Origin of the sequence: Gracilibacillus sp. HCP3S3_G5_2, assembly GCF_052063305.1 — a bacterium.
Taxonomy (GTDB): domain Bacteria; phylum Bacillota; class Bacilli; order Bacillales; family Amphibacillaceae; genus Gracilibacillus.
The window spans coordinates 484,283-506,922 of sequence record NZ_JBQHXU010000001.1 but is presented as its reverse complement, the minus strand read 5'-3'; the positions used below and the strand labels follow the sequence as shown (position 1 = coordinate 506,922).

The 22,640-nt window shown below is 37.3% G+C and carries 16 protein-coding genes; 15 read left to right on the top strand and 1 reads right to left on the bottom strand.

What is annotated here, in order from left to right; translation table 11 throughout:
* The first annotated feature begins 2 nt into the window (after positions 1-2).
* The 8 genes from ACTNEP_RS02350 (at position 3) to ACTNEP_RS02315 (ending at position 13,388) form a co-directional block, all read left to right on the top strand.
* Complete coding sequence (locus tag ACTNEP_RS02350; RefSeq protein ID WP_441159952.1) at positions 3-1,385, top strand: glycoside hydrolase family 1 protein; 1,383 nt, start codon at positions 3-5, stop codon at positions 1,383-1,385.
* 95 nt (positions 1,386-1,480) lie between these two features.
* Entirely contained in the window at positions 1,481-3,406 is a 1,926-nt protein-coding gene (locus ACTNEP_RS02345; protein WP_441159951.1) for a BglG family transcription antiterminator, read from the top strand.
* Positions 3,407-3,721: 315 nt separating this feature from the next.
* Entirely contained in the window at positions 3,722-5,053 is a 1,332-nt protein-coding gene (locus ACTNEP_RS02340) for an extracellular solute-binding protein (RefSeq protein ID WP_441159950.1), read from the top strand.
* 109 nt (positions 5,054-5,162) lie between these two features.
* A complete protein-coding gene (locus tag ACTNEP_RS02335; protein ID WP_441159949.1) occupies positions 5,163-6,971 on the top strand; it encodes a sensor histidine kinase in 1,809 nt (602 codons plus the stop codon).
* A complete protein-coding gene (locus tag ACTNEP_RS02330; protein WP_441159948.1) occupies positions 6,946-8,460 on the top strand; it encodes a response regulator transcription factor in 1,515 nt (504 codons plus the stop codon). Before ACTNEP_RS02335 ends, ACTNEP_RS02330 begins: the two co-directional genes overlap by 26 nt.
* An 84-nt stretch (positions 8,461-8,544) precedes the next feature.
* Positions 8,545-9,417 carry a carbohydrate ABC transporter permease gene (locus tag ACTNEP_RS02325; protein WP_441159947.1) on the top strand — a complete coding sequence of 291 codons (873 nt, stop codon included), beginning with the start codon at positions 8,545-8,547 and terminating at the stop codon, positions 9,415-9,417.
* A gap of 3 nt (positions 9,418-9,420) precedes the next feature.
* Positions 9,421-10,293, top strand: a complete 873-nt coding sequence (locus ACTNEP_RS02320; RefSeq protein ID WP_441159946.1) for a carbohydrate ABC transporter permease — start codon at positions 9,421-9,423, stop codon at positions 10,291-10,293.
* A 14-nt stretch (positions 10,294-10,307) separates the two neighbouring features.
* On the top strand, positions 10,308-13,388 hold the full coding sequence (locus ACTNEP_RS02315; protein WP_441159945.1) for a beta-galactosidase: 3,081 nt from the start codon (positions 10,308-10,310) through the stop codon (positions 13,386-13,388).
* A gap of 151 nt (positions 13,389-13,539) precedes the next feature.
* Here ACTNEP_RS02315 and ACTNEP_RS02310 read toward each other — a convergent pair whose 3' ends face one another.
* Positions 13,540-13,734, bottom strand: coding sequence for a hypothetical protein (locus ACTNEP_RS02310; RefSeq protein WP_441159944.1), 195 nt, complete (start codon positions 13,732-13,734; stop codon positions 13,540-13,542).
* Positions 13,735-14,040: 306 nt separating this feature from the next.
* On the opposite strand from ACTNEP_RS02310, the gene ACTNEP_RS02305 reads away from it, so the two are divergent.
* From ACTNEP_RS02305 to ACTNEP_RS02275, 7 genes are all read left to right on the top strand, one after another.
* Entirely contained in the window at positions 14,041-16,554 is a 2,514-nt protein-coding gene (locus ACTNEP_RS02305) for a rhamnogalacturonan lyase (protein WP_441159980.1), read from the top strand.
* A gap of 157 nt (positions 16,555-16,711) precedes the next feature.
* Entirely contained in the window at positions 16,712-17,056 is a 345-nt protein-coding gene (locus tag ACTNEP_RS02300) for an ArsR/SmtB family transcription factor (RefSeq protein WP_441159943.1), read from the top strand.
* 16 nt (positions 17,057-17,072) lie between these two features.
* Positions 17,073-18,371 carry an arsenic transporter gene (locus ACTNEP_RS02295; RefSeq protein ID WP_441159941.1) on the top strand — a complete coding sequence of 433 codons (1,299 nt, stop codon included), beginning with the start codon at positions 17,073-17,075 and terminating at the stop codon, positions 18,369-18,371.
* Between the two features lie 17 nt (positions 18,372-18,388).
* On the top strand, positions 18,389-18,808 hold the full coding sequence (arsC, locus tag ACTNEP_RS02290) for an arsenate reductase (thioredoxin) (RefSeq protein WP_441159940.1): 420 nt from the start codon (positions 18,389-18,391) through the stop codon (positions 18,806-18,808).
* A gap of 357 nt (positions 18,809-19,165) precedes the next feature.
* Positions 19,166-20,704 carry an ABC transporter ATP-binding protein gene (locus ACTNEP_RS02285; RefSeq protein ID WP_441159938.1) on the top strand — a complete coding sequence of 513 codons (1,539 nt, stop codon included), beginning with the start codon at positions 19,166-19,168 and terminating at the stop codon, positions 20,702-20,704.
* Complete coding sequence (locus ACTNEP_RS02280) at positions 20,701-21,732, top strand: ABC transporter permease (protein WP_441159937.1); 1,032 nt, start codon at positions 20,701-20,703, stop codon at positions 21,730-21,732. The genes ACTNEP_RS02285 and ACTNEP_RS02280 overlap by 4 nt, the downstream gene beginning before the upstream one ends.
* A complete protein-coding gene (locus tag ACTNEP_RS02275; RefSeq protein ID WP_441159935.1) occupies positions 21,729-22,637 on the top strand; it encodes an ABC transporter permease in 909 nt (302 codons plus the stop codon). The genes ACTNEP_RS02280 and ACTNEP_RS02275 overlap by 4 nt, the downstream gene beginning before the upstream one ends.
* Positions 22,638-22,640 lie beyond the last annotated feature (3 nt).

The window sequence follows — 22,640 nt, the reverse complement described above, 5'->3', positions numbered from 1 at the left end:
TTATGACATTGCAATATAAATTCCCTGAAGGATTCTGGTGGGGAAGTGCAACCTCTGCAACACAAATAGAAGGTGCTGCAGGTAAAAATGGAAAGAATATTTGGGATCATTGGTATGAAATCGAATCTAATCGTTTCTTTGAGAACGTTGGACCAGAAGTAACCTCTGACTTTTACAACCGTTATAAGGAAGATATCCAATTAATGAAACAGACAGGGCATAATACGTTTCGAATGTCTATTTCATGGTCAAGATTGATTCCTGCAGGTAGAGGTCAAGTTGATCAAGAAGCGGTACAATTTTATAATCATGTTATTGATGAATTGTTAGCAAATGATATTGAACCATTTGTAAACCTCTTTCACTTTGACATGCCACTTGCATTACAGGAAGATGGCGGATGGGAAAGCAGATCCGTAGTAGAAGCGTTTGTAGAATATGCGAAAGAAGCTTTTCGTCTATTCGGTGATCGTGTAAAAAAATGGTTTACCTTTAATGAGCCGATTGTTCCTGTAGAAGGTGGATATTTATATGATTTCCACTATCCAAATGTAGTGGATGCAAGAAGAGCAGCTCAAGTAGCTTATCATACAGCATTAGCTAGTGCAAAAGCGATCGAAGCGTTTAGAACGTTTGATTATAAGGAAAGTAAAATTGGTATTGTTTTAAATTTAACACCATCCTATCCGAGAAGTAATCATCCTGCTGATTTAAGAGCATCACGAATTGCTGATTTATTCTTTAATCGTAGCTTCTTAGATCCTGCAGTATTAGGAGAATATCCGCAAGAATTAATAGATATCTTAGGGGAGCATGGTCAACTGCCTGAAACAGAGCCAGGAGATGCAGAAATATTAAAATCGAATACAGTCGATATACTTGGTGTAAACTACTACCAACCACGTCGAGTAAAAGCGAAAGAACATTTACCAAACCCACATAGTCCGTTCATGCCAGAATGGTATTTCGATCACTATGAAATGCCGGGACGTAAAATGAATGTTTACCGAGGTTGGGAAATTTACGAAAAAGGGCTTTATGATATTATGATCAACTTGAAGGAGAACTATGGAAACATCGAATCATTCGTATCTGAAAATGGTATGGGTGTACAAGATGAACATCGTTTCTTACAGGATGGTCAAATTCAGGATGATTATCGTATAGAGTTTATCCAGGAACACTTGAAATGGTTACACCGTGCAATCGAGGAAGGCTGTAATGCAAAAGGTTATCATATGTGGACTTTTATGGATAACTGGTCATGGTCAAATGCATATAAAAACCGCTATGGATTTGTTTCTGTAAACATTGACACACAAGAACGCACATTAAAGAAAAGTGCTCACTGGTTTAAAGAAGTATCAGAAAATAACGGATTTTAATGGTTAGTATGGAGCGTAAAAGAGCTGGTTAATTGGATCAGCTCTCTTTTCGCTATATAATAGTAAGTCGATGTAACAGTTAGGAGAAATACAACATGTTTAATGCTCGTTTGAGAAATATATTACGTGAATTAATGGCGGAGCAATCTCCTGTTTCAAGTACTTTCTTGGCGAATGTCAACAATGTGACACCGCGGACGACAAGGGAAGATGTAAAGAGGTTGAACCAAATTGTTAGTAAGCATGGCGCTATTATAGAATCTGTAATGGGTAAAGGTTATCTGTTAAAGGTAGAAAATGACAACGAATATAAAAAATTCCTTAATGAGCATTTTACCCAGGAGCTAAGTGAAGGTGATCATATACCAAGATCACCAGAGCAACGGATACAGTACATTATCAATCGTCTTTTGTTAGAGGAAAATTATATGAAACTAGAAGACCTAGCAGATGAGATATTTATTAGTAAATCAACGATTCAAAATGATATAAAGGAAGTAAGAAAGGTATTAAGTAGATATCAGTTAACATTAGATTCACGCCCAAATTATGGTTTAAAGGTAGAAGGAAACGAATTAAACAGGCGATTTTGTATGTCTGAATATATTTTTGACCGGAATGAGCCAATTAAGGAAGTAAATCTCGAAGGTGTTTCATCATCTGCCTTAGAAGTTATCATGGAAATTATCCTCGAAGAAATAACCGATAATCAAGTTACATTATCTGATATCGCCATGAATAACTTGGCAATTCATATCTTGATTGCCTATAAAAGAACCACAAACGGCTATTACATCCAATTGGTGAATCAAGATTTACTTGAAATTTATGAACAGCCGGAATATGAAGTGGCAACACTCATTGTAAATAAAGTGGAGAAGGCATTTTCTGTATCTATACCAGAAACAGAGACTGCTTATATTGCGATGCATTTATTAGGAACAAAAATGATGTTACAGCCTCGTGACGTTAGAGAAAATGTGATGGACTCTGAAGTTCTCTCGTTAGTGAATTTATCCTTAACTAGAGTCGAAGAGAAACTGCAATTAGGGATAAAAGATGACCAAGAATTAAATATGGCCTTATATTTACATTTAAAACCAGCGATTAATCGTTTTAAATATGGGATGAATATTCGAAATCCAATGCTAGAAGATATTAAACGAAATTATCCACTTGCTTTTGAAGCTGGTGTTATTGCTGGATTAGTGATTGAAGAAAAAACGAATGCCAAAATAGATGAAAATGAAGTAGGATATTTAGCGCTCCATATTGGTTCAGCTATTGAGAGGAGAAATCTAAAAAATGGTCCCAAGCGTTGTCTCGTTGTGTGTGCATCCGGGTTAGGTACCTCTCAGTTAATTTACTATAAATTAAAATCTAAATTTGGTCAAAACTTGGATATTGTAGGTACGACGGAATATTATCAGCTTCATCAATACAATCTGCAAAATATAGATTTTGTAGTAAGTTCGATACCAATACCGGAAAAACTGCCAGTACAAGTAGTAGAAGTAAATGCGATTTTAGGAGATCAGGATATTAGTAAAATCGAAAAAATTGTATTAGAAGAGAATCAAGTTGTTGATTCCTATATTGATGAGCGGATGACATTTATTCAAAAACAGAACCTGCATACAAAAGAAGAGGTTTTAGCATTTATGGCAAACGAGTTAGATTTCTTAGGATTGGTGGAGGATGGCTTTCTGGATGCAGTACTCGAAAGAGAAGCCGTTGCACCAACCTCATTTGGCAATTTGGTAGCGATACCCCATCCCATAACACCCAAAACAGACAAAACGTTTGTCGCGATTTGCACCTTAGAAAAACCAATCACATGGATGGATAAACAAGTCCAGTTTGTATGTCTTCTGTGTGTTAAGAAAGATAGTCAAGAGGATTTACAAGCAATGTATAAATGGTTAGAAAAAGTCATTGATAGCCGCTCCGTTGTACAACAGCTAGTAAAGGCAAAGTCATTTTCAGAATTACGAGAGATTTTGTTGTTTGATTATAAATAAGGAGAGAAATGATTTAAATAGCAAAAATGTCTATCGGGATCGTAGACATTTTTGCTATTTTTATTGGAATTCCATATCAATTGTTATTTTAAAATCATGTTTGATCCATCAAATAATTCAGTTTTATTAAAAAAAACAGCCCCTTTCTTTTGCCCTAACTCTGTTTACTTAGCCCTCTTGTCAAAACCTAGCCTTATTCTGAATCCCGGTATGATTAAATTATTGGATATTATATTAACTTTATTGGATTTTTTCGTTTATTATTATGTGAGATAATCATTATTGAAAGCGATAACAAAAATGGAGGGTTGATTAATGAGAAAGTGGCGCAATAATTTACTTCTATGTTTCGTTATTTTATTGATTAGTTTCTTAGTAGCATGTTCAGGAGATAGTGGGGAGGAAGCATCATCTGGTGACGGAGGGTCCACATCTGAATCCAACGCAAATGATGATGCGGTCACCCTATCATTCTGGAAATCAGAAGATATTGGCCGAGCTGATTACCAAGCATTTATGGATGTAGTAGAGAAATTTGATGAGGAGCATCCGGAAATTGAGCTTCAGGTAGATACTACGCCTCATGCTGATTATAGAACACGGTTGAATACACAGGCAGCAGGTGGACAATTGCCTGATGTGTTCCAAGTATGGCCTGGTGCAGAACTGGAACCACTTGTTGATGGTGGTGTCGTACAGCCAATTAATGATATTGTCAGTTATTGGACAGAGGAGACAGGTTTATTAGATGAAGAGGATTTTGAAGACTTTTCTATAGATGGTGATAGCTATGCTGTTCCTGCTAACACGAATCCAACACACTTAATCTTTTATGATAAAGATATATTAGCTGATGCTGGGTATGAGGAGTTTCCAGAAACGTATGATGAATTCCTCCAGTTAATAGATGATCTCAATGCAAATGATATTACACCAATTGCATTAGGTAACTCCGATGCCTGGGTATTACAATCTGTCTATATTTCTACGATTGCTGATCGATTTACTGGTAATGATTTCTTGGAGGGAGTTGCAAATGGTGAAAGAGCTTTTACTGATTCAGATTTTGTCCAATCATTAGAAGTAATTGATGAATTAGTGACAAAAGAAGCATTTAATGCTGATCTTAACACTATTGATAGTACGCAAATGATTGATTATTTTCTTCAAGGAAGAACAGCGATGGTAATAGATGGTAACTGGGGGATCTCTTCTATTTTAGAGAATATGCCGGAAGATAAAAATATAGGTGTATCGATGATTCCTTTAAATGAAAAGAAAACTATATCTACTGTTGCTGGAACAGGAGTTGCTATCAATAGTGAATTAGAAGGTGAAAAATTGAAGGCAGCACATACATTTTTACAATATGTTTATAACCAAGAGTTATGGGAAGAGTTGATTAAAGTTGGTCGTCCAATTATAGCCAATGTAGAGATACCAGATGATGCAGCATTGCACCCGTTAACAGAAGAAATGTTAGAAGTCATAGCCGAATCTGACCCAGCACCGGTTTATGATGCAACCTTATCTCCGGCAGTAAATGATCAACTAGAAAATGAGCTACAGTCGATCACAGTAGGTGGTTCCACTCCTGAAGAAGCAGCTGAAAATATTCAGCGTGTAGCAGACAGTGAACAAGAATAGTTGACAAGAAGAGCTGTAAAGTAGAGTATCTTACGGGATGCTCTACTTTTTGGCATATTGAAATCTTATTACTTTTTACCAATGATGATGTTAATAGGAGTAAATAAACATGCAACTAATCCAATATATTAAGAACAGCCTAAAATGGAAATCTGTCATTATCTTTTTACTGCTTGTAACGATTCCAACAAGTTTAATCGGTTCGATCGTTATTTATCAATCTAATAATATATTAAAAGAGCAGGTTATTGCTACTACTCATCGTAATCTAAATAATATGGAGTCCCAACTGAATAATGTGATTGAAGAGATTGAGGATATCTCAAGATATATGATCTATAGTAATGAATTTCGTGACTTTATGACCTATCCAGCAATTACTGGTGAAGATTACAATCATTTAAATAAAGTCCGGAGTAATTTAAATGGTTTCTTTGTCTTCCATCAGTCAGAGAAAGATTACTTTCATTCTGTGCAAATAGAAGGACAGAATCAGCAAGTTCTGCAAGTGGGTGAAATTGTTGATGGAGCAGAAGAGTATTGGATTAATAAATCGAGAGAGATGCAAGGGGAAATGGTTTGGAGTACACCATATGAGATGTATAATCAACGAACCAATCAAGATGATAAAGTCATCACCTTATACCGGATTATTAATCATCTCTATGATATTAAGCGACCAATTGGACTGGTTCGGATTCGTATAGATCAGCAGGCGCTGTTCCGGCATGTGACAGCAGGTTTCACAAATGAGCAACATCAAGCCTTTTTCGTTCATAACAAAAAACAAGATATTACTGGATCTGACGCTAGACAGAACTTTAGCTATCAGACTTTCATGGAAAATATTCAATCAGAAGGAGAAAGCTTTCAACTGGAGTCAAATGGTGATATCTACTATGGTGTATCGCGATATATTGAACAAATCGATATGCATTTAGTATCGGTTGTCAGTGAAAAATATATTTTATCTGAAATGAAGGATATTCACTCAACATTTGGATATATGATTTTGATTGCAGTGTTCATGGGACTGATGACATTTGCCGGATTTGTTTTCTTTGTTGTTCGTCCTATTCTGGAATTAACAAGAGAAACAAAACGTTTGGAGCTCGGAGACTTTAAAGCACGGGTTAAAATTCGCTCGAAAGATGAAGTCGGACAGCTTGGCTATCGTTTCAATTCGATGGTTGAACAGATTCAGAGATTAATTGACAGTAAATATAAGTTGGAGATTCAAAATAAGCATTCAGAATTGAAAGCGCTACAAAGTCAGATAAATCCACATTTTCTTTATAATACACTGGACATGATCCGCTGGACTGCCCGTTTGGAACGTGCACCGGAAACAAGTAAAAGTATTGAAGATTTATCTACCTTATTTCGCATTACGCTTAGTCAAGGTAAGGTCTGGATTCCGTTAAAGGATGAAATAAAGTATGTCCAAAGCTATATGGAACTACAAAAAAAGCGATTAGGCAAAACCTTTCAGTATGCAATTTTTATAGAAGCAGGGCTAGCCGATTGTATTGTTCTAAAATTAATGCTGGAGCCACTTGTAGAGAATAGCTTTAAACACGGTTTCCGGCAATCACAGGAAAAGAAAAACATCACCATTCGCTCTTATCTAAAAGACGAAATAATGGTTATTGACGTTCTAGATAATGGGAGCGGAATAGATACCAAAAAAATAACTCCATTATTGTATGCGAGAGAAGAGCAAGACAGTTATGCTTTGAAAAATGTCCATGATCGAATTACTAATGCATTTGGTCAGAAATATGGTATTGAGGTGATAGAAGTGCAAGAAGGTGCATGTGTGAGAATAAATCTACCATGGATAAAAGATGAACGAATGCTGAACAAGCTCATCGAAGGAGGGGAAAAGCCGAATGCCGATAAAAATGTTGATCGTTGATGATGAACCGTTAATATGCCAAGGACTCTCTAGCACTATTCCTTGGGAGGAAATAGATATCGATATTGTCGGGTCTGCTAATAATGGCAAGAAAGCATTAGAAATAATCGAAAAAGAACAGGTTGACATCGTCATTACTGATGTTTATATGCCAGAAATGGACGGCATCAATCTATCAAAGGCACTAACAGTCAGCTTTCCAGAAGTGAATATTATTATGATCAGCGGTTATGAGGAATTTGAATATGCTCGCCAGGCACTTCGAATTGGTGTGAAAGATTATTTATTAAAGCCGGTCGATATTGATGAATTACTTAAATTAGTCAAAGAAGTGAAACAACAAATCGACAATGCTAAAAAAGAGGAGCAGGCTAAGAAGCAGTCAATGTTAACTAACTATTTGTCACAACAACTATTTAATTTACCAGATTCTTTTCATCTTGAGGAAAAACTTAATAGGAAAGAATATGCATTTCGGCTATTGATGCTTGAAAGGAAAAATTATCAAACAGTACGTTCCGTTGAAGTGTTATCGTTTGACCAGTTGCAAACAATTATCGACCATTTTGAAATTCCCTCGATAGTTATGGAGACACACGAGAATCAATTGGTTTTATTTCTTTATGCTCATCAGGATATTTCAGATAACCAAATCAACCGACTTGTTACCTCCATCTTAGCAGCATTTGATAACCAGATCATAATGGCAATTTCCTCAAGTTATCGTGATTTGCATCAGGTAACACTGCTCTATCAGGAATTAAACCAACGCCTAAGTTTTTTTAGAGGTTCAGCTAGACAGACTGTGCTTGATACAGAAGATATTCCATCTCAAAAACATTATGAACTGGACAAACAAATAGTGGGGGCGATAAGTGATGCCGTCTTTCAACAGGTTCATGCAGAAGTAGAGAAATTAGTAAAACAGCTCTTTACCGACTTGAAGCAAAATCAGTTAACGCTTGAACAAGTTAAACGAATATCTGTTTGTCTGATTAATGCAATTATAGAAAAAGGTCAAGATTCAACATTCGAAGAACTCGATTTTTCCGTAAATCAGGATCTTGATTTACTTATTTATAACAGTGTAGATGCAATTCAAATTTTATTGTTAGGAGATCTTGATAAGATGATTGAACATTTGCAGCATTCATACGAAAATCATTGGATTATCCAGCAAGCTAAACAATATATTGAAAAAAATTATCAAAAAGATATTAAAGCAGTGGAAGTAGCAGAAGCTCATTATATTACACCTAATTACTTCAGTATGCTTTTTAAACAAGAGACAGGGTACAGTTACTCAGAATATCTCAATACAATCCGGATTAATAAGGCAAAAGAACTGTTGATCGAAACCTCAAACAAAGTATTTGAAATAGCCGAGTTTGTAGGATACCGAGAATATAAGTATTTCGTTCAAGTGTTTAAAAACTATGTCGGGATCACCCCTACACAATTTCGTCAACTCCATTCGATAGAAAAATAGATATAATGTTAATTTTATAGGATTCCAGAAAAATGTAAGCCTTTTTATAATGAATAAAAGCAAACATTTGTAGGGAGTGAGCGCATGCATTTATTAAAAAAACCGTGGATTATCGCGGTAGGTGTAATACCTGCTTTGACCATTTATCTGATCTTTAGTATTGTTCCAATATTTATTTCTTTCTATTATTCTTTTATGTCTTGGAATGGATTTTCGGAGATGCAATTTATTGGATTAGCGAATTTTAAAGAAGTTTTTCAAGACTCAGTGTTTTGGCTATCGGTCCGGAACAATATTTTAGTTGTTCTTGCTTCTGTGTTTGGACAGATACCAATAGCGTTGGCCTTGGCATTATTATTGAATCGAAAAATAAAAGGTGCAAAATTTTTTCGTACTATCGGATTTATGCCAGTAGTTATCTCGACGGTAGTCATTTCGATTACCTGGCGTATGATCTACAACTCGGAATACGGCATGATTAATAACTTTTTAGAGGCAATAGGGCTAGGCTTTCTTCAACAAAACTGGCTCGGGGATCCGACCTGGGCAATGATCGCTGTCTGCATAACGATTATTTGGCAGTTTGTAGGACTGTACTTTATTATTTTTCTATCAGCCTTGCAAACGGTGCCAAGTGAAATCTTAGAAGCTGCAGAATTGGATGGTGCTTCTGAATGGCAAAAGACACGATATGTGGTAATTCCATCGATATGGAATATAATTTTAATTTCGATCGTGCTTTGTATCAGTGGAAGCTTAAAAACTTTTGACTTGATTTATGTGATGACATCCGGTGGACCTGCTAATTCCACAGAGGTAATGGCGACTTATATGTATAACAAAACCTTTGAAGGACTCCGCTATGGATATGGAAGTGCAATTTCAGTATTAATCTTTGTGTTCAGTATAGGGCTTATCTTAATAACGACTAAATTACTTCGCAAAAAAGAGGTGTAGATAATGAGTCAATCAATGGTTAGTTATGATACAGCATCCAAACAGGCGCTTAAGAAAAAGAGGGTGAAACGAAGTGCGATTTATTTGATTTTATTGCTGTTTACTATAGTCAATGCTTATCCTATTTTTTGGATGATTATGAATTCCTTCAAAACAGGTCAGGAATTTGCCTTTGATCCATTTGGCCTACCAAATGAGTGGGTGTTGGTCAATTATGTGGAAGCATGGGTGACAGCTAATATTGGATCCTATTTCTTCAACAGTTTATTTGTTGGGATTGTCGCTTTGCTAATTTGTATATTGGTAGGCGCATTTGCATCTTATTTTCTGTCACGCTTTCAATTTAAAGGCAGAAATCTGTTATATGGTTTTTTTGTAGTGGGCTTGCTTGTACCCATTCATGCTACATTGGTGCCGATGTTTATATTAATGCAAAAGTTAGGTTTCATTAATACCCACCTAGCTCTCATTTTTCCGTACGTAGCGTTCAATCTGCCAATTACGATTTTCTTGTTAACTAGTTTTATGGCTTCCTTTCCGAAAGAAATTGAAGAGTCGGCGATTATGGATGGATGTGGGGCATTCCGTATTTTTTGGTCGATTATTTTGCCAATGAGTCGTCCGGCATTAGCAACAGCTGTTATCTTAAACTTTATTAACAACTGGAATGAATTTTCATTTGCATTGGTACTGATTAACGATGATGCGCTAAGTACTTTGCCATTAGGATTAGCTAACTTTGCAGGTCAGTATGCCACCAATTATACTGCGCAAATGGCTGGACTGACAATGGTTTTAATTCCAACCATTCTGTTTTATTTAATTATGGAAAAACAAATCGTTAATGGCATGACACAAGGAGCTGTAAAAGGCTAAGAGGAGGATTATCAGTGACAAAAACATTGATTTTTTATGATGCAGAATTTCCTTATGATGGTATTAGACCTACCAAAGGCTGGCTAGAACAACTGGGAGATCAGTTTGAGGTGGTAGATGCGAAGCACTTATCTAGAGCTTTAGCTAATGATGAATTTAATAGTTACATACATTTACATGGCCCTTATTTTCCTAAAGAAGCATGGACTGCATTGTTAGCCTTTTTCAAAAAAGGACATGGTTTACTTCATATAGGTGGTGCACCTTTTCGTAATCCAGTCCATCAAACGTTAGAAGGAGAATGGCGAATTGAGAGAGTACAAACAGCCTATCACCGACAGTTGCTCATCCATGAAATACTACCGATAGATCCTGCACCAATCACCAAATTAGAGGCTGATAGGAAAGTGCCAATATTTGAAGAGAAAGAGTCATTATTTTCGATTGAGCCAACACATAGTCTCATTTTACATGTAACGCGTTATCGAGATCATGCAGATGAAAACGGATCCAGTGGTCCAATGGATGCCCATATTTATCCGCTACTGAAAGGGATATCCATGGATACGCGGGAAGTAGCAGCACCAGTAGTTTTAATGGAAAATACCAAGGGGGATTTCGCAGGTGGTAGGTGGTTATTGGTTAATCAAACAGTGAGTGATTGTTTTTGGCAAAATGGTGGATTAGAAGCAATTGAAGAGTGGGCTGATTTTATTGGAAAAGGTGTAACAGAAATTTGGGTGAAGCCTAATTATGCAAACTATGAGCCTGGTGACAAAGCAACCATTACCGTTCAGATTGAAAAAATAATGAGGTATATAGAACAGCATCCTGAAGAATGGCGATTTGATATTACGCTTAGGCATGAGTCTGAATTAGTCTGGACAGGGAGCAGGAAAGTAACCGCGACAGAAGAACTGCAATTTTTACGAATACCAGTGAATTTAGCGATAGAAAAAGGACAGTATTTAATCGAATGTATTGCTAGATCTCATTCAGGTGAAAAACGTATCTTTACACAAGGCTTCTGGGGAAATGACCCTGAATTATTACAACAAGGCACTGCAATGGAGGCTGGGAGAGATTACTTCTGGAAAGATGGAAGATCCTTTCCAATTGTCGGCCAAACTTATATGACTTCTGATGTAGCACGGAAATTTCTTTTTATGCCAAACGTGGCTACTTGGGATCAGGACATGGCCACCATGAAAAAAGCAGGAATTAATTTTATTAGGACCGGACTTTGGACTGCATGGCGTCAGGTGATGTTTGTTGATGGGCATCCATCTGAGGAGGTATTGCGGGCAATTGATGCCTTTCTGCTTACTGCCAAAAAATATGATATTGAAGTAACGTTTAACTTTTTTGCTTTTACGCCAATAGCTTTTGAAGGGGAAAATCCATATCTTGATCCGCGCAGTATCAAAGCCCAAAAACGTTTTATTAGTGCTTTAGTATCAAGGCATGCAAAAACGACCAATGTCCAATGGGATCTAATAAATGAGCCATCGATGTTTGATCCGAAGCGTTATTTCCAAGGGCCTAGATCGGCACAGGATCGCTTCGAACATGCTGCATTTACAAAATGGTTAAAAGAGAGACACGAGTCAATTACAATACTTCAAGAACGTTGGGACATGACACCTGTGGAATTGCCAAACTTTGAGTCCGTTTCATTACCAGAACAGGAAGAGATCAATTTTGATATTGAGGATATGAAGCAGCCAAAGAAAGGTCTGCGTTGGCTTGATTATACGTTATTTACGATGGATATGCATAATCAGTGGGCAAAAGAATTAACCACTACAATTAAATCGATTAGTCCAAATCAGCTTGTGACAGTTGGTCAGGATGAAGCTTTATACAGTCAACGTCCGACACCTTTTTTCTATCAGGAAGTAGTAGATTATACAACCGTTCATTCCTGGTGGCTGATGGATCAGCTTGTTTGGGATGGTATTTTTACGAAGACACCGTATAAACCCAATCTGATTCAAGAAACAGGTATCATGTATGTGGAAACAGCAGACAGTAAAGCAAAACGAACAGAAGAAGAATTGCGTAATATCTTGGAACGGAAATATGCCTATTCTTTTTCTACTTGTGGGGCGGGTGCTGTACAGTGGTTGTGGAATACGAACTTTTACATGAATAATACAAATGAATCTAATATCGGTGCATTACGAGCAGATGGTACACAAAAACCAGAAGGAGATGTCTCGTATAACTTTGGAAAGTTCATCGGTAAAATCCGTGATCTGTTTGTTGGTCGGAGATTAGAAGAAGTGGCCGTTGTGTTTCCATATTCAAATGACTTCTCGAATCGTAAATTTGCTTTTGATGCTACTACAAAATTAACGAGGGTGCTTGCCTATCAAATGAATGTGCCATTTCGAGCAATGGGTGAGTATCATCTAGAGGCATTGGAAGAACAGCCACCAAAGTTGTTAATTGTACCTAGTGCTCATAACTTTAGTAAGGAAGCAGCCGGGAAGATATTCCACTATGTAAAAAAGACAGGCGCTACTCTTTTATGGACAGGACCATTAGGGCTTGATGAGTACTGGAATCATTCACAGAAGTTAACAGAACAACTAGAAGATTATCAGTTGTCTAATGTTGTTCGTGAAGAGATGCTAACGATTGATGGTATCCATTATCCAGTTTCGTTTGGTGACCGTCGCATTGGGGAAGTAAATAAAGAAACAGTAAAGAAGGATACTAGTCTAATAGAAATGGCAATTGGTAAAGGCATGTTATTATGGAGTCCTCTACCAGTTGAATTGAATGAGCGAAGAGATGTGTTAATAGCGTTATATCAAAAAGCATTAGAGGGTGCCAGTGTAGAAGCAGAAATAGAATGGCTCGAAGGCGGAGATCTTCCGGGGGTTTATGGAAGAAAACTGACTTTTCAAGACGGATACCTATATATATTTGTCTCCGAGTACGCCGTTGATAGTCATGTAAAAATAAAAGATACTGCAACTGGGCAAGTATATCAGTTTATGTTGGAAAAAGAACGATCTGTTTTATTTGCAACAGATAAACAAGGTAACATTAAAGCAAGTTATCGTGATAAGAAGATTGATAATTAAAACTATAGCTCCCATCCTAATAGATCATTACATAATAGGATGGGACTTCTTTATTCTAAAAAGAGGGTTAGTTTGGTAAGCAACGAAAATAAGCAAACAATCTCTTAAGATAGAGGTAAAGGTATATTGCAAAAAAATCGAAAATAAATAATTATTCTCTATTTTTAAAGACATTAGAAATAATGATGAGAACGATGCCAATTATAATGGCGGGTATGGAGAGGGAATAAACACTCTCAGGTACTTCTTGAATGATACCTACTGTTTTATTAAAAATAAATCCTAGAATAAATATCAGAAAACCTAACCAAAAAAGTACTTTGCCGATTAGAGTATGTTTTTTCATCATATTCTCCTTTATCATCGTAATCTCATTCTTATAATCAATAGTTTAACATATCGATGTAACAGAGCTTGACCTCTGTTTTTTCATCATTTTCCTCTGAAATTTGGAATTACTGAATTCGCTTTCTTTGTTATAATCGTGTTCATGGAGGGAGGGGAGCAGATTGAGCTAAGTAAACTATCTTATACCAAAATATGTAAGCGTTTACTCGGAGCGTGTGGTATGAAAAGTTTTTTAATAAATTGGAGGAGTGATTATTTGAGAAATCAATCTATTACCAAAAAAGTATTTAGTTCAATCGCAGCTATGACTTTACTTCTATCAGGTGCAGCAAGCGTATCCGCAAATGAACTTAACTCAAATGGACAATCAGCTATACAAGAAGGAATTCAATTGGAGAATTTAGACAGAGGGTTAGTTGCTGTTCCTACTACGGAAGGTGTGTTCTTAAGCTGGAGGCTTCTCGCAAATGAAGTATCTGGTTATTCAGATAGCGGTCTAACAGGTGTGGATTTCAACGTATATCGAAACGACGAGAAAGTAGCAACTGTTGAGGACAGTACCAACTATTTGGATGCGGACGGTTCTGTAGATGACGAATATACCGTCCGGGCTACATTGGATGGTGAAGAAGTTGATGAGAGTGAAGCAGTGATTCCTTGGGAGGAAGAATACTATGATATTCCTTTACAGAAACCGGAAGATGGCATTACACCTGTTGGAGAGTCCTATACTTATCATGCGAATGACATGAGTGTTGGTGATGTCAATGGTGATGGTCAATATGAATATATCGTTAAATGGGAGCCGAGTAATTCCAAGGATGTATCACAGGTTGGTTACACAGGTAATACCTACTTAGATACGTATACCTTTGATGGTGAGCTTCTTTATCGGATTGATTTAGGCGTCAATATTCGCTCGGGAGCACATTATACGCAATTTTTAGTTTATGATTTTGATGGAAATGGAAAGTCGGAAATCATGTTTAAAACAGCACCAGGAACAAAGATCCTCAAATATAATCAAGACGGTGAAGTGGAATCAGAGGAATATATTACGATGCCAGAAGAAGATATCGAGGCTGGTTATAGCCACGATGATGATTACCGAATGAGCACTGATGACTATTATGAGCATGTTGTAGATCTATTTATGAAATGGCATGAACAGGATGAAGTTGTAAATGGTGACTGGCCTGAAACATTGGAAGAAGCTTTTGACATCGAACCAATATATGATTATCCGTTATCCAGAGAGGATGCGGAGAGCCTAGCAGACTATTTCATGGATGATTATGCTCCTTCACGAAGCGGTAATAACAATCTTCGAAACTTTGAAGGCTTTATTTTAGAAGGACCCGAATATTTAACGGTCTTTAATGGTGAAACAGGAGATGAGCTTGAAACGATTCATTACAAACCTGGACGTGAGGACGATGGTTTGCGCTGGGGAGACTATGCAATGAATAGAATCGAACCAGGAAACCGCGTTGATCGATTTTTAGCTGGTGTTGCTTACTTAGATGGCCAGAAACCTTCCGCGGTATTTGCGCGTGGCTACTATACGAGAACGACAATCGTCACTTATGACTGGGATGGCGAAAGCTTGAGCGAAAACTGGTATGTAGACAGTGGCTGGACACCCATGAGTAATCCATTTAACGACGGGCCACATGGGGTGGATGGAACGGATGAAGAATTTGGAACCATTACGACACAAGGCTTTCACTCTTTAAGTGCAGCAGATGTCGATGGAGATGGTAAGCATGAAATTGTCTATGGCAGTGCAACGATCGATCATGATGGATCATTACTATATAGTTCATTTGATGAAATGCCAGAAGAAGGGGCTGCAGAGGGCGTGGCACGGTTAGGTCATGGAGATGCGATGCATGTAGCTAACATTGATCCAAACCGTCCAGGATTGGAAATGTTCATGGTATTTGAAGGCGGAGCATGGGCGCCATATGGTTATGCACTACGTGATGCAGCAACAGGGGAAGTCATTTATGGCGGTTATACTGGTCGAGATACCGGCCGTGGTATGATTGGTGATATATTGCCTGATGAGCCTGGGCTAGAGACTTGGGCAGTTGGCATGCATACAGCTGATGGGCGAGAAATTACCGATAGTTCTCGAGGTCTTCCTGGGACAAATATGAGTATTAAGTGGTCTGCTGATATGACCACTCAATTGATTAATGGTTCTATTGATCAGACTCCAACTATTGATGATTGGCTAAAAGGAACAGTATTGACAGCAGAAGGAACGAGAACAAATAACCATACGAAAGGAAATCCAAGCTTAGTTGCAGATATATTTGGAGATTGGCGAGAAGAACTGCTTGTCAGAACCGAAGATAGTTCTGCCATCCGTATCTATATGAGTACGGAAGTGACGGATCGAAAGCTTTATACATTAATGCACGATCCGCAATATCGTGCAGAAATAGCTAGACAAAATACGAGTTACAACCAGCCTGCTTATACAAGCTTTTATTTTGCTTCTGACATCGATTGGTCTCAAGTACCAATAAGAGATGTTTGGTTACCGATCAATACTTTTACTTTACAGGAACTAATGGACAGCTATATGGAATCAGGTGATTTAACTGGTCCATTGGCGAAACAATTGACAAACACATATAAACAAGCAGTCCACCATTATGAGAAAAATGCAACTAACCAAGCGCTTAAATTTATGGAAAAGTACTTGACCCAGATTGAAAAATCATCGATGCAAAAGCATATTACGAAAGGTGCAAAAGAAGCGTTAGTTGAAGCTGCGGAGGATTTAGTGGAGCAGTTGAATAAATAAGTGATAGTTAATCTCTTTAAGAAGGGAAGTAAGCGGTCAGCTACTTCCCTTCTTTTTTGAGTTTTTTAGTAAAGGTTGAAAATAATAATTAATTATTGCTTATATAAGTAAATAATTATATACTTATATAAATGTGAATAAGGAGGAGTTGTTAGACATGTTAAAAACAGCGGTAGAGATCGATAAAGCAGCAATGCTGTTAAAGTTGTTAGGCGATAAAACACGTTTGACGATGATAAAGCTGCTGGAAAGCAATGATTGTTGTGTATGTGAGTTTGTCGAAATCTTTCATACGAGTCAACCTTCCATAAGTCAACATCTTCGGAAATTAAGAGATATTGGGTTAGTACGAGAGGAAAGAAGAGGGAAGTGGACCTTTTATTCACTGAATAAAAAGTATGAGCATTACTTATTGGTGGAGCAGCTTCTATGCCAACTACCTAATCAAGCGTATAGATTAAAAGAACTGGAAGACAGCGGGAGACGAATTACTTGTTGTTAAGTAGGGGGAGAAATACTTGTCATTATCCGTTATATTGGCATCATTCATCTTTTTGGTAACATTAATATTAGTTATTTGGCAACCGAAAGGCTTGTCCATTGGTTGGTCAGCATGTGGTGGGGCAATTCTTGCTTTGATTCTAGGCGTAGTAGGATTTGATGATGTGATGGAAGTAACAGGAATTGTATGGAATGCTACGCTTGCGTTTGTTGCAATTATTCTTATTTCCTTGATATTAGATGAGATTGGATTTTTTGAATGGGCCGCCTTGCATATGGCTAGAGCAGCGAATGGTAATGGAATAAAAATGTTTATCTATGTAAGTCTACTAGGAGCAATGGTTGCAGCATTTTTTGCCAATGATGGTGCCGCCTTAATACTGACACCAATTGTATTAGCTATGGTTCGCAATCTGAATTTTCAAGAAAAAATGGTATTTCCATTTATTATGGCGAGTGGATTTATTGCAGATACTACTTCATTACCACTAATAGTCAGTAACTTGGTAAATATTGTATCGGCAGATTTTTTTGGAATTGGCTTTGTGGAATATGCGAGTAGGATGATCATCCCGAATTTCTTTTCGTTAGCTGCAACGATTATCGTCTTATTGATCTACTTTAGAAAAAGCATTCCTAGAAGTTATGAGTTGACGCAGTTAAAGAACCCGGTTGAAGCAATAAGAGATACGAAGATGTTTCGCCTTTCATGGTATATTCTCGCTGTACTTTTAATTGGTTATTTTGTAAGTGAGTTTATTGCTCTTCCTGTTTCAATAGTAGCTGGTTTGATAGCAATCTTCTTTTTGTTAATAGCGAGAAATAGCCATGCAGTTGATATTAAAACTGTTGTAAAGGGCGCTCCTTGGGAAATTGTATTTTTCTCGATCGGCATGTATGTTGTTGTATTCGGGCTGAGAAATGCAGGACTTACTGATGTATTAGCAAATATTATTGAAGCAAGTGCAGCACAAGGGTTGTTTTTTGCAACGATGGTGATGGGATTCATTGCGGCAATCTTGTCTTCCATTATGAATAACATGCCTACGGTAATGATTGATGCGATAGCAATAGCAGAAACCAATACTTCAGGGGTAATGAGAGAAGCACTGATTTATGCAAATGTAATCGGATCTGATTTAGGACCAAAAATAACACCTATCGGTTCCCTTGCTACGTTATTATGGCTTCATGTGTTAGCGCAAAAAGGAGTGAAGATTTCATGGGGAACATATTTTAAGACAGGTATTATTCTAACGTTGCCGATTTTGATTATAACGTTAATTGGATTATATGTAACATTACTAATTTTATAAACAAGGGAGCGATCAAGGTGGCTAAAAAAACCATTTACTTCTTATGTACAGGAAACTCTTGCCGTAGCCAAATGGCAGAAGGATGGGCAAAACAGTACCTAGGTGACGAATGGGAAGTATACAGCGCTGGTATTGAAGCACATGGATTAAATCCTAATGCTGTAAAAGCTATGGAGGAAGTGGGAATGGATATTTCTGACCAAAAATCTGAAATTATTGATCCTAAAATACTAACTAACGCTACATTAGCAGTTACACTTTGTGGAGATGCAGCTGATAAATGCCCTGTCACACCTCCGAGTGTAAAACGTGAACATTGGGGATTTGACGACCCGGCTAAAGCAGAAGGAACAGAAGAAGAAAAATGGGAAGTATTTCAGCGTGTACGTGATGAAATTGGTGAGAGAATCAAACAATTTGCCGAAACAGAGAAATAACAAGGAAGTCGGGGGTGATATTGTTCCTCCTGACTTCCTTTCATTTGTTAACCACTCCTAATCATCCCTCCATAATGCTACTTAAACATAACCAATTCTATTTACTCATGTAAATTCCCTTCGTATTTTTGTCTACATCAATATTCCTTATTACCTAGTGTAATCACCTCTATTACTCTTCAGGATAATATTTCCATGAAAAAGTATGTTAGCTTTCTTAACATGTTTAATGTCGAAAAAAAAATCTCGTTGTATTCTGTTTACAAGTCAAACGAGAAACGTTTTGTATCAGATTACAAATGGTGCACAAAAAAACAAGTGGATATTAGCTTAATTGTGATAATGAGGAGTGGGAGTATGGCAAGGAATGCGAGCAATGAAACAGTTCCTTTATTGGATGCTAGAAGAATTACAAAGCGATTCGGTGATTTTGTTGCGAATGAAAAAATAGATTTTAAAGTTCATCAAGGAGAGATTCATGCCATTTTAGGAGAAAATGGGGCTGGTAAAAGTACATTAATGAAATCCTTATATGGGGTCCATCAGCCAGAAGAAGGAGAAGTGTATATTAGCGGTCAAAAAGTGACATTACACCCACCTAGCAAGGCTAGATCTGTAGGTATTAGTATGGTTTTTCAAGATTTTCGTATTATCCCTTCATTAACGGTTTTGGAAAACATTGCACTGTCCTATTCTGAGAAAGGTTTGCTCTTCCGAAAAAATAAATTAAAGAAAAAGATTAAAGAGGTAACAGAACGCTATCAGTTATCGATAAATCCAGACAGTTACGTTTGGGAGTTGGATTTAGGACAACGTCAAAGAGTAGAAATTGTGAAAGTATTAATAGAAGACGCAACGAAGCTAATTATATTTGATGAACCGACTAGTGTTCTAACACCTTCTGAAGTAGATGCTTTTTTGAAAATGCTAAAAATGCTTCGTGCCGATGGTTATGGAATAATTCTGATCACGCATAAAATTCGAGAAGTATTGAACTGCTCTGATACGGTAACTATTTTGCGAGAAGGCAAGGTGGTCTACTCTAACAAAATAACGGAAGAAACAACAGAAACAGAATTGATTTCAGAAATGATAGGCTCCAAGGATGTTCCGCCTACCAAACAACACTCTTATTATTCAGGTGAGAGAAAAGAGCTATTACGGGCAGAAGCAATAACAGTCGATGATGATAGAGGTCAGGAAATATTATCTAATATTAATCTATCCCTTTATTCTGGAGAAATTGTTGGTGTAGCTGGAGTATCAGGTAATGGGCAAAAAGAAATCGTAGAGGCGTTGTGTGGAGTCAGAGAGATAAAGTCAGGAAAGCTATTGATAAAAGATGATGACTTTACCAACAGTGATATTAAAGATTTTTTACAGGCGGGAGTTTCTTATATACCTGAAGATCCAATCAACGATCAGATTGTTTCAGGGTTAACGATTTATGAACACATGGTTTTAGGTGGTATGCCAATCGAAAAAAGTGGTTTAGGTATTGATTGGAAAAAAGTAAAAGATAACTTTGATCATTCAACTGTAGTAAAAGAGTTACGTGTAGCAGACGGGGAACGAATCGCTGAAACGTTATCGGGCGGGAATGTTCAACGAATGGTACTAGCAAGAACTTTGCTTTCGAACCCTGACCTGTTAATTGTTAGTTATCCCAGTAGAGGGTTAGATATAGCTACAGTTCGAAGTATTCATAATATGTTTAGAAAGTTGAAAGAAAACGGAACTGCTATTCTAGTAATTTCAGAAGATTTATCTGAAGTTTTTGAAATATCTGACCGTATTGTGGTTCTTGGTCAAAAAAGTTTATTTGGACCCTATTCTCCAGAAAAAACCAATTCCTATGAAATTGGAAAAGTAATGTTAGAAGGTGAAGTATCTTGAGTACATTAGAAACCCCTATAAAACAAAAGATGTCTAACTTTCAATGGTTAATAGGCTATGTATTACCAATTGTAATATTTTCTATATTTTTATTATCTCAAGGTGTTAACCCGATCACTACTTTCAGTTCAATGCTAGCTTCCGTGTTTACTGATTTCTATGGATTTGGTGAGGTTATCATTGCCACAACACCGTTTATTTTAACAGCAATAGCAACAGCAATTCCTGCAAGGGCTGGTTTAGTGAATGTTGGAGGAGAAGGCCAGCTTATGATCGGCGCATTAACAACAACTATAGCTGCTGTATATGTATTCGACGGTTTTCCGATGTGGATAGGAATTCCACTGTTAATTATTTGTGGTGCTTTAGGCGGACTGGTGTGGTCCGGTATTGCCGCAGTTTTAAAAGTAAAAGGTGGGATGAATGAAACGATAACAACCTTATTGTTAAATTATATTGCCTTTTATACTGTATCTGCATTTGTTCACGGTCCTTTAAAAGACCCGACAGCCTTTAATTGGCCATTCTCACCGGAATTTAGTGATTCGCTACGATTACCTACTATTCCAGGCAGTCGTATTCATATTGGGATCGTATTAGCGATTATCATTGCTATAGTTGTTTACTTTTTATTTAAGAAGACTCGATGGGGCTTTTTTATGAAAATTGTGGGAGGAAATCCAATTGCTGCACTCCAATCCGGAATTAAAGTTAATAAAATGCAATTTTGGGCCCTTCTTATTGGTGGAGCAATTGCAGGTATTGCCGGAATGATAGAGGTAGCAGGTATGGAGGGCAGACTTCGACCTACAACAGGAGTGGATATCGGCTATATAGGATTTTTAGCTGCATGGATGGCACGTAATCATATGATTGGTTTAATCTTTACTTCCTTTGTGATAGGTGTCATTAGCGTATCCGGTAATTCAATGGAAATGAACGCAGGGTTACCTTCCTCTACTGTTCACATTTTAATGGCTCTAGTACTATTTGGTATTTTGGCAATGAAAAGGGGAGACAAATCATGATCATAGAAATCTTAACAGGGGCAATACGTGCTGGAACTTCTGTTTTATATGCAACAACAGGTGAATTAATTTCAGAACGAGCAGGTGTAATTAATCTTGGAACAGAAGGGTCCATGATTGCTGGGGCAATGACAGCTTTTGTTGCAACGTCTGCGACAGGAAATCCTTGGTTAGGCTTTCTTGCTGGAGGACTAGCTGGTTTACTACTTTCCTTCGTTCATGCGTTTTTAGTAATTGAACGTAAAGCTAATCAATTAGCTACAGGGTTAACCATTATGTTCTTCGGAATCGGTTTGACTGCTTTCTTTGGTAGGTCATTAGTAGATAAACAGATTAATGGATTTGAAGTAATTAGAATACCAGTTTTATCAGATATTCCATTTATAGGAACTATCTTATTTTCACACGATGTATTGACCTATCTATCATTTTTATTAGTCCCTGCCGTATGGTTTTTCCTCTTTCGAACTCGCTGGGGCATTATTTTAAGAGGTGCAGGTGAGAATGATAAAGTTGTCTATGCCTACGGTAAGTCACCTAGATTTGTTCGATATTTAGCAGTCATGGCTGGGGGATTTCTAGCTGGACTTGGTGGAGCACAATTGTCGACTGCTTTTACTCATACATGGATTGAAGATATGACACAAGGAAGAGGAATCATTGCTGTGGCACTTGTCATTTTTGCTTCATGGTTACCATTTAGGGCAATGTTAGGTGCGTATTTATTCGGTGGAGCATATGCCTTACAGCTTGCTCTACAAGGTATTGGCATCGATATATCGCAATTTATCCTTTTTATGCTTCCATATGTCTTAACACTAGTTGCGATGTTTATAGTAGAACGGAAGCAAAGAAATATGATGCCACTGGGGCTCAAGGATGTATTTGAAGGAGGTGGTCGGTAATTA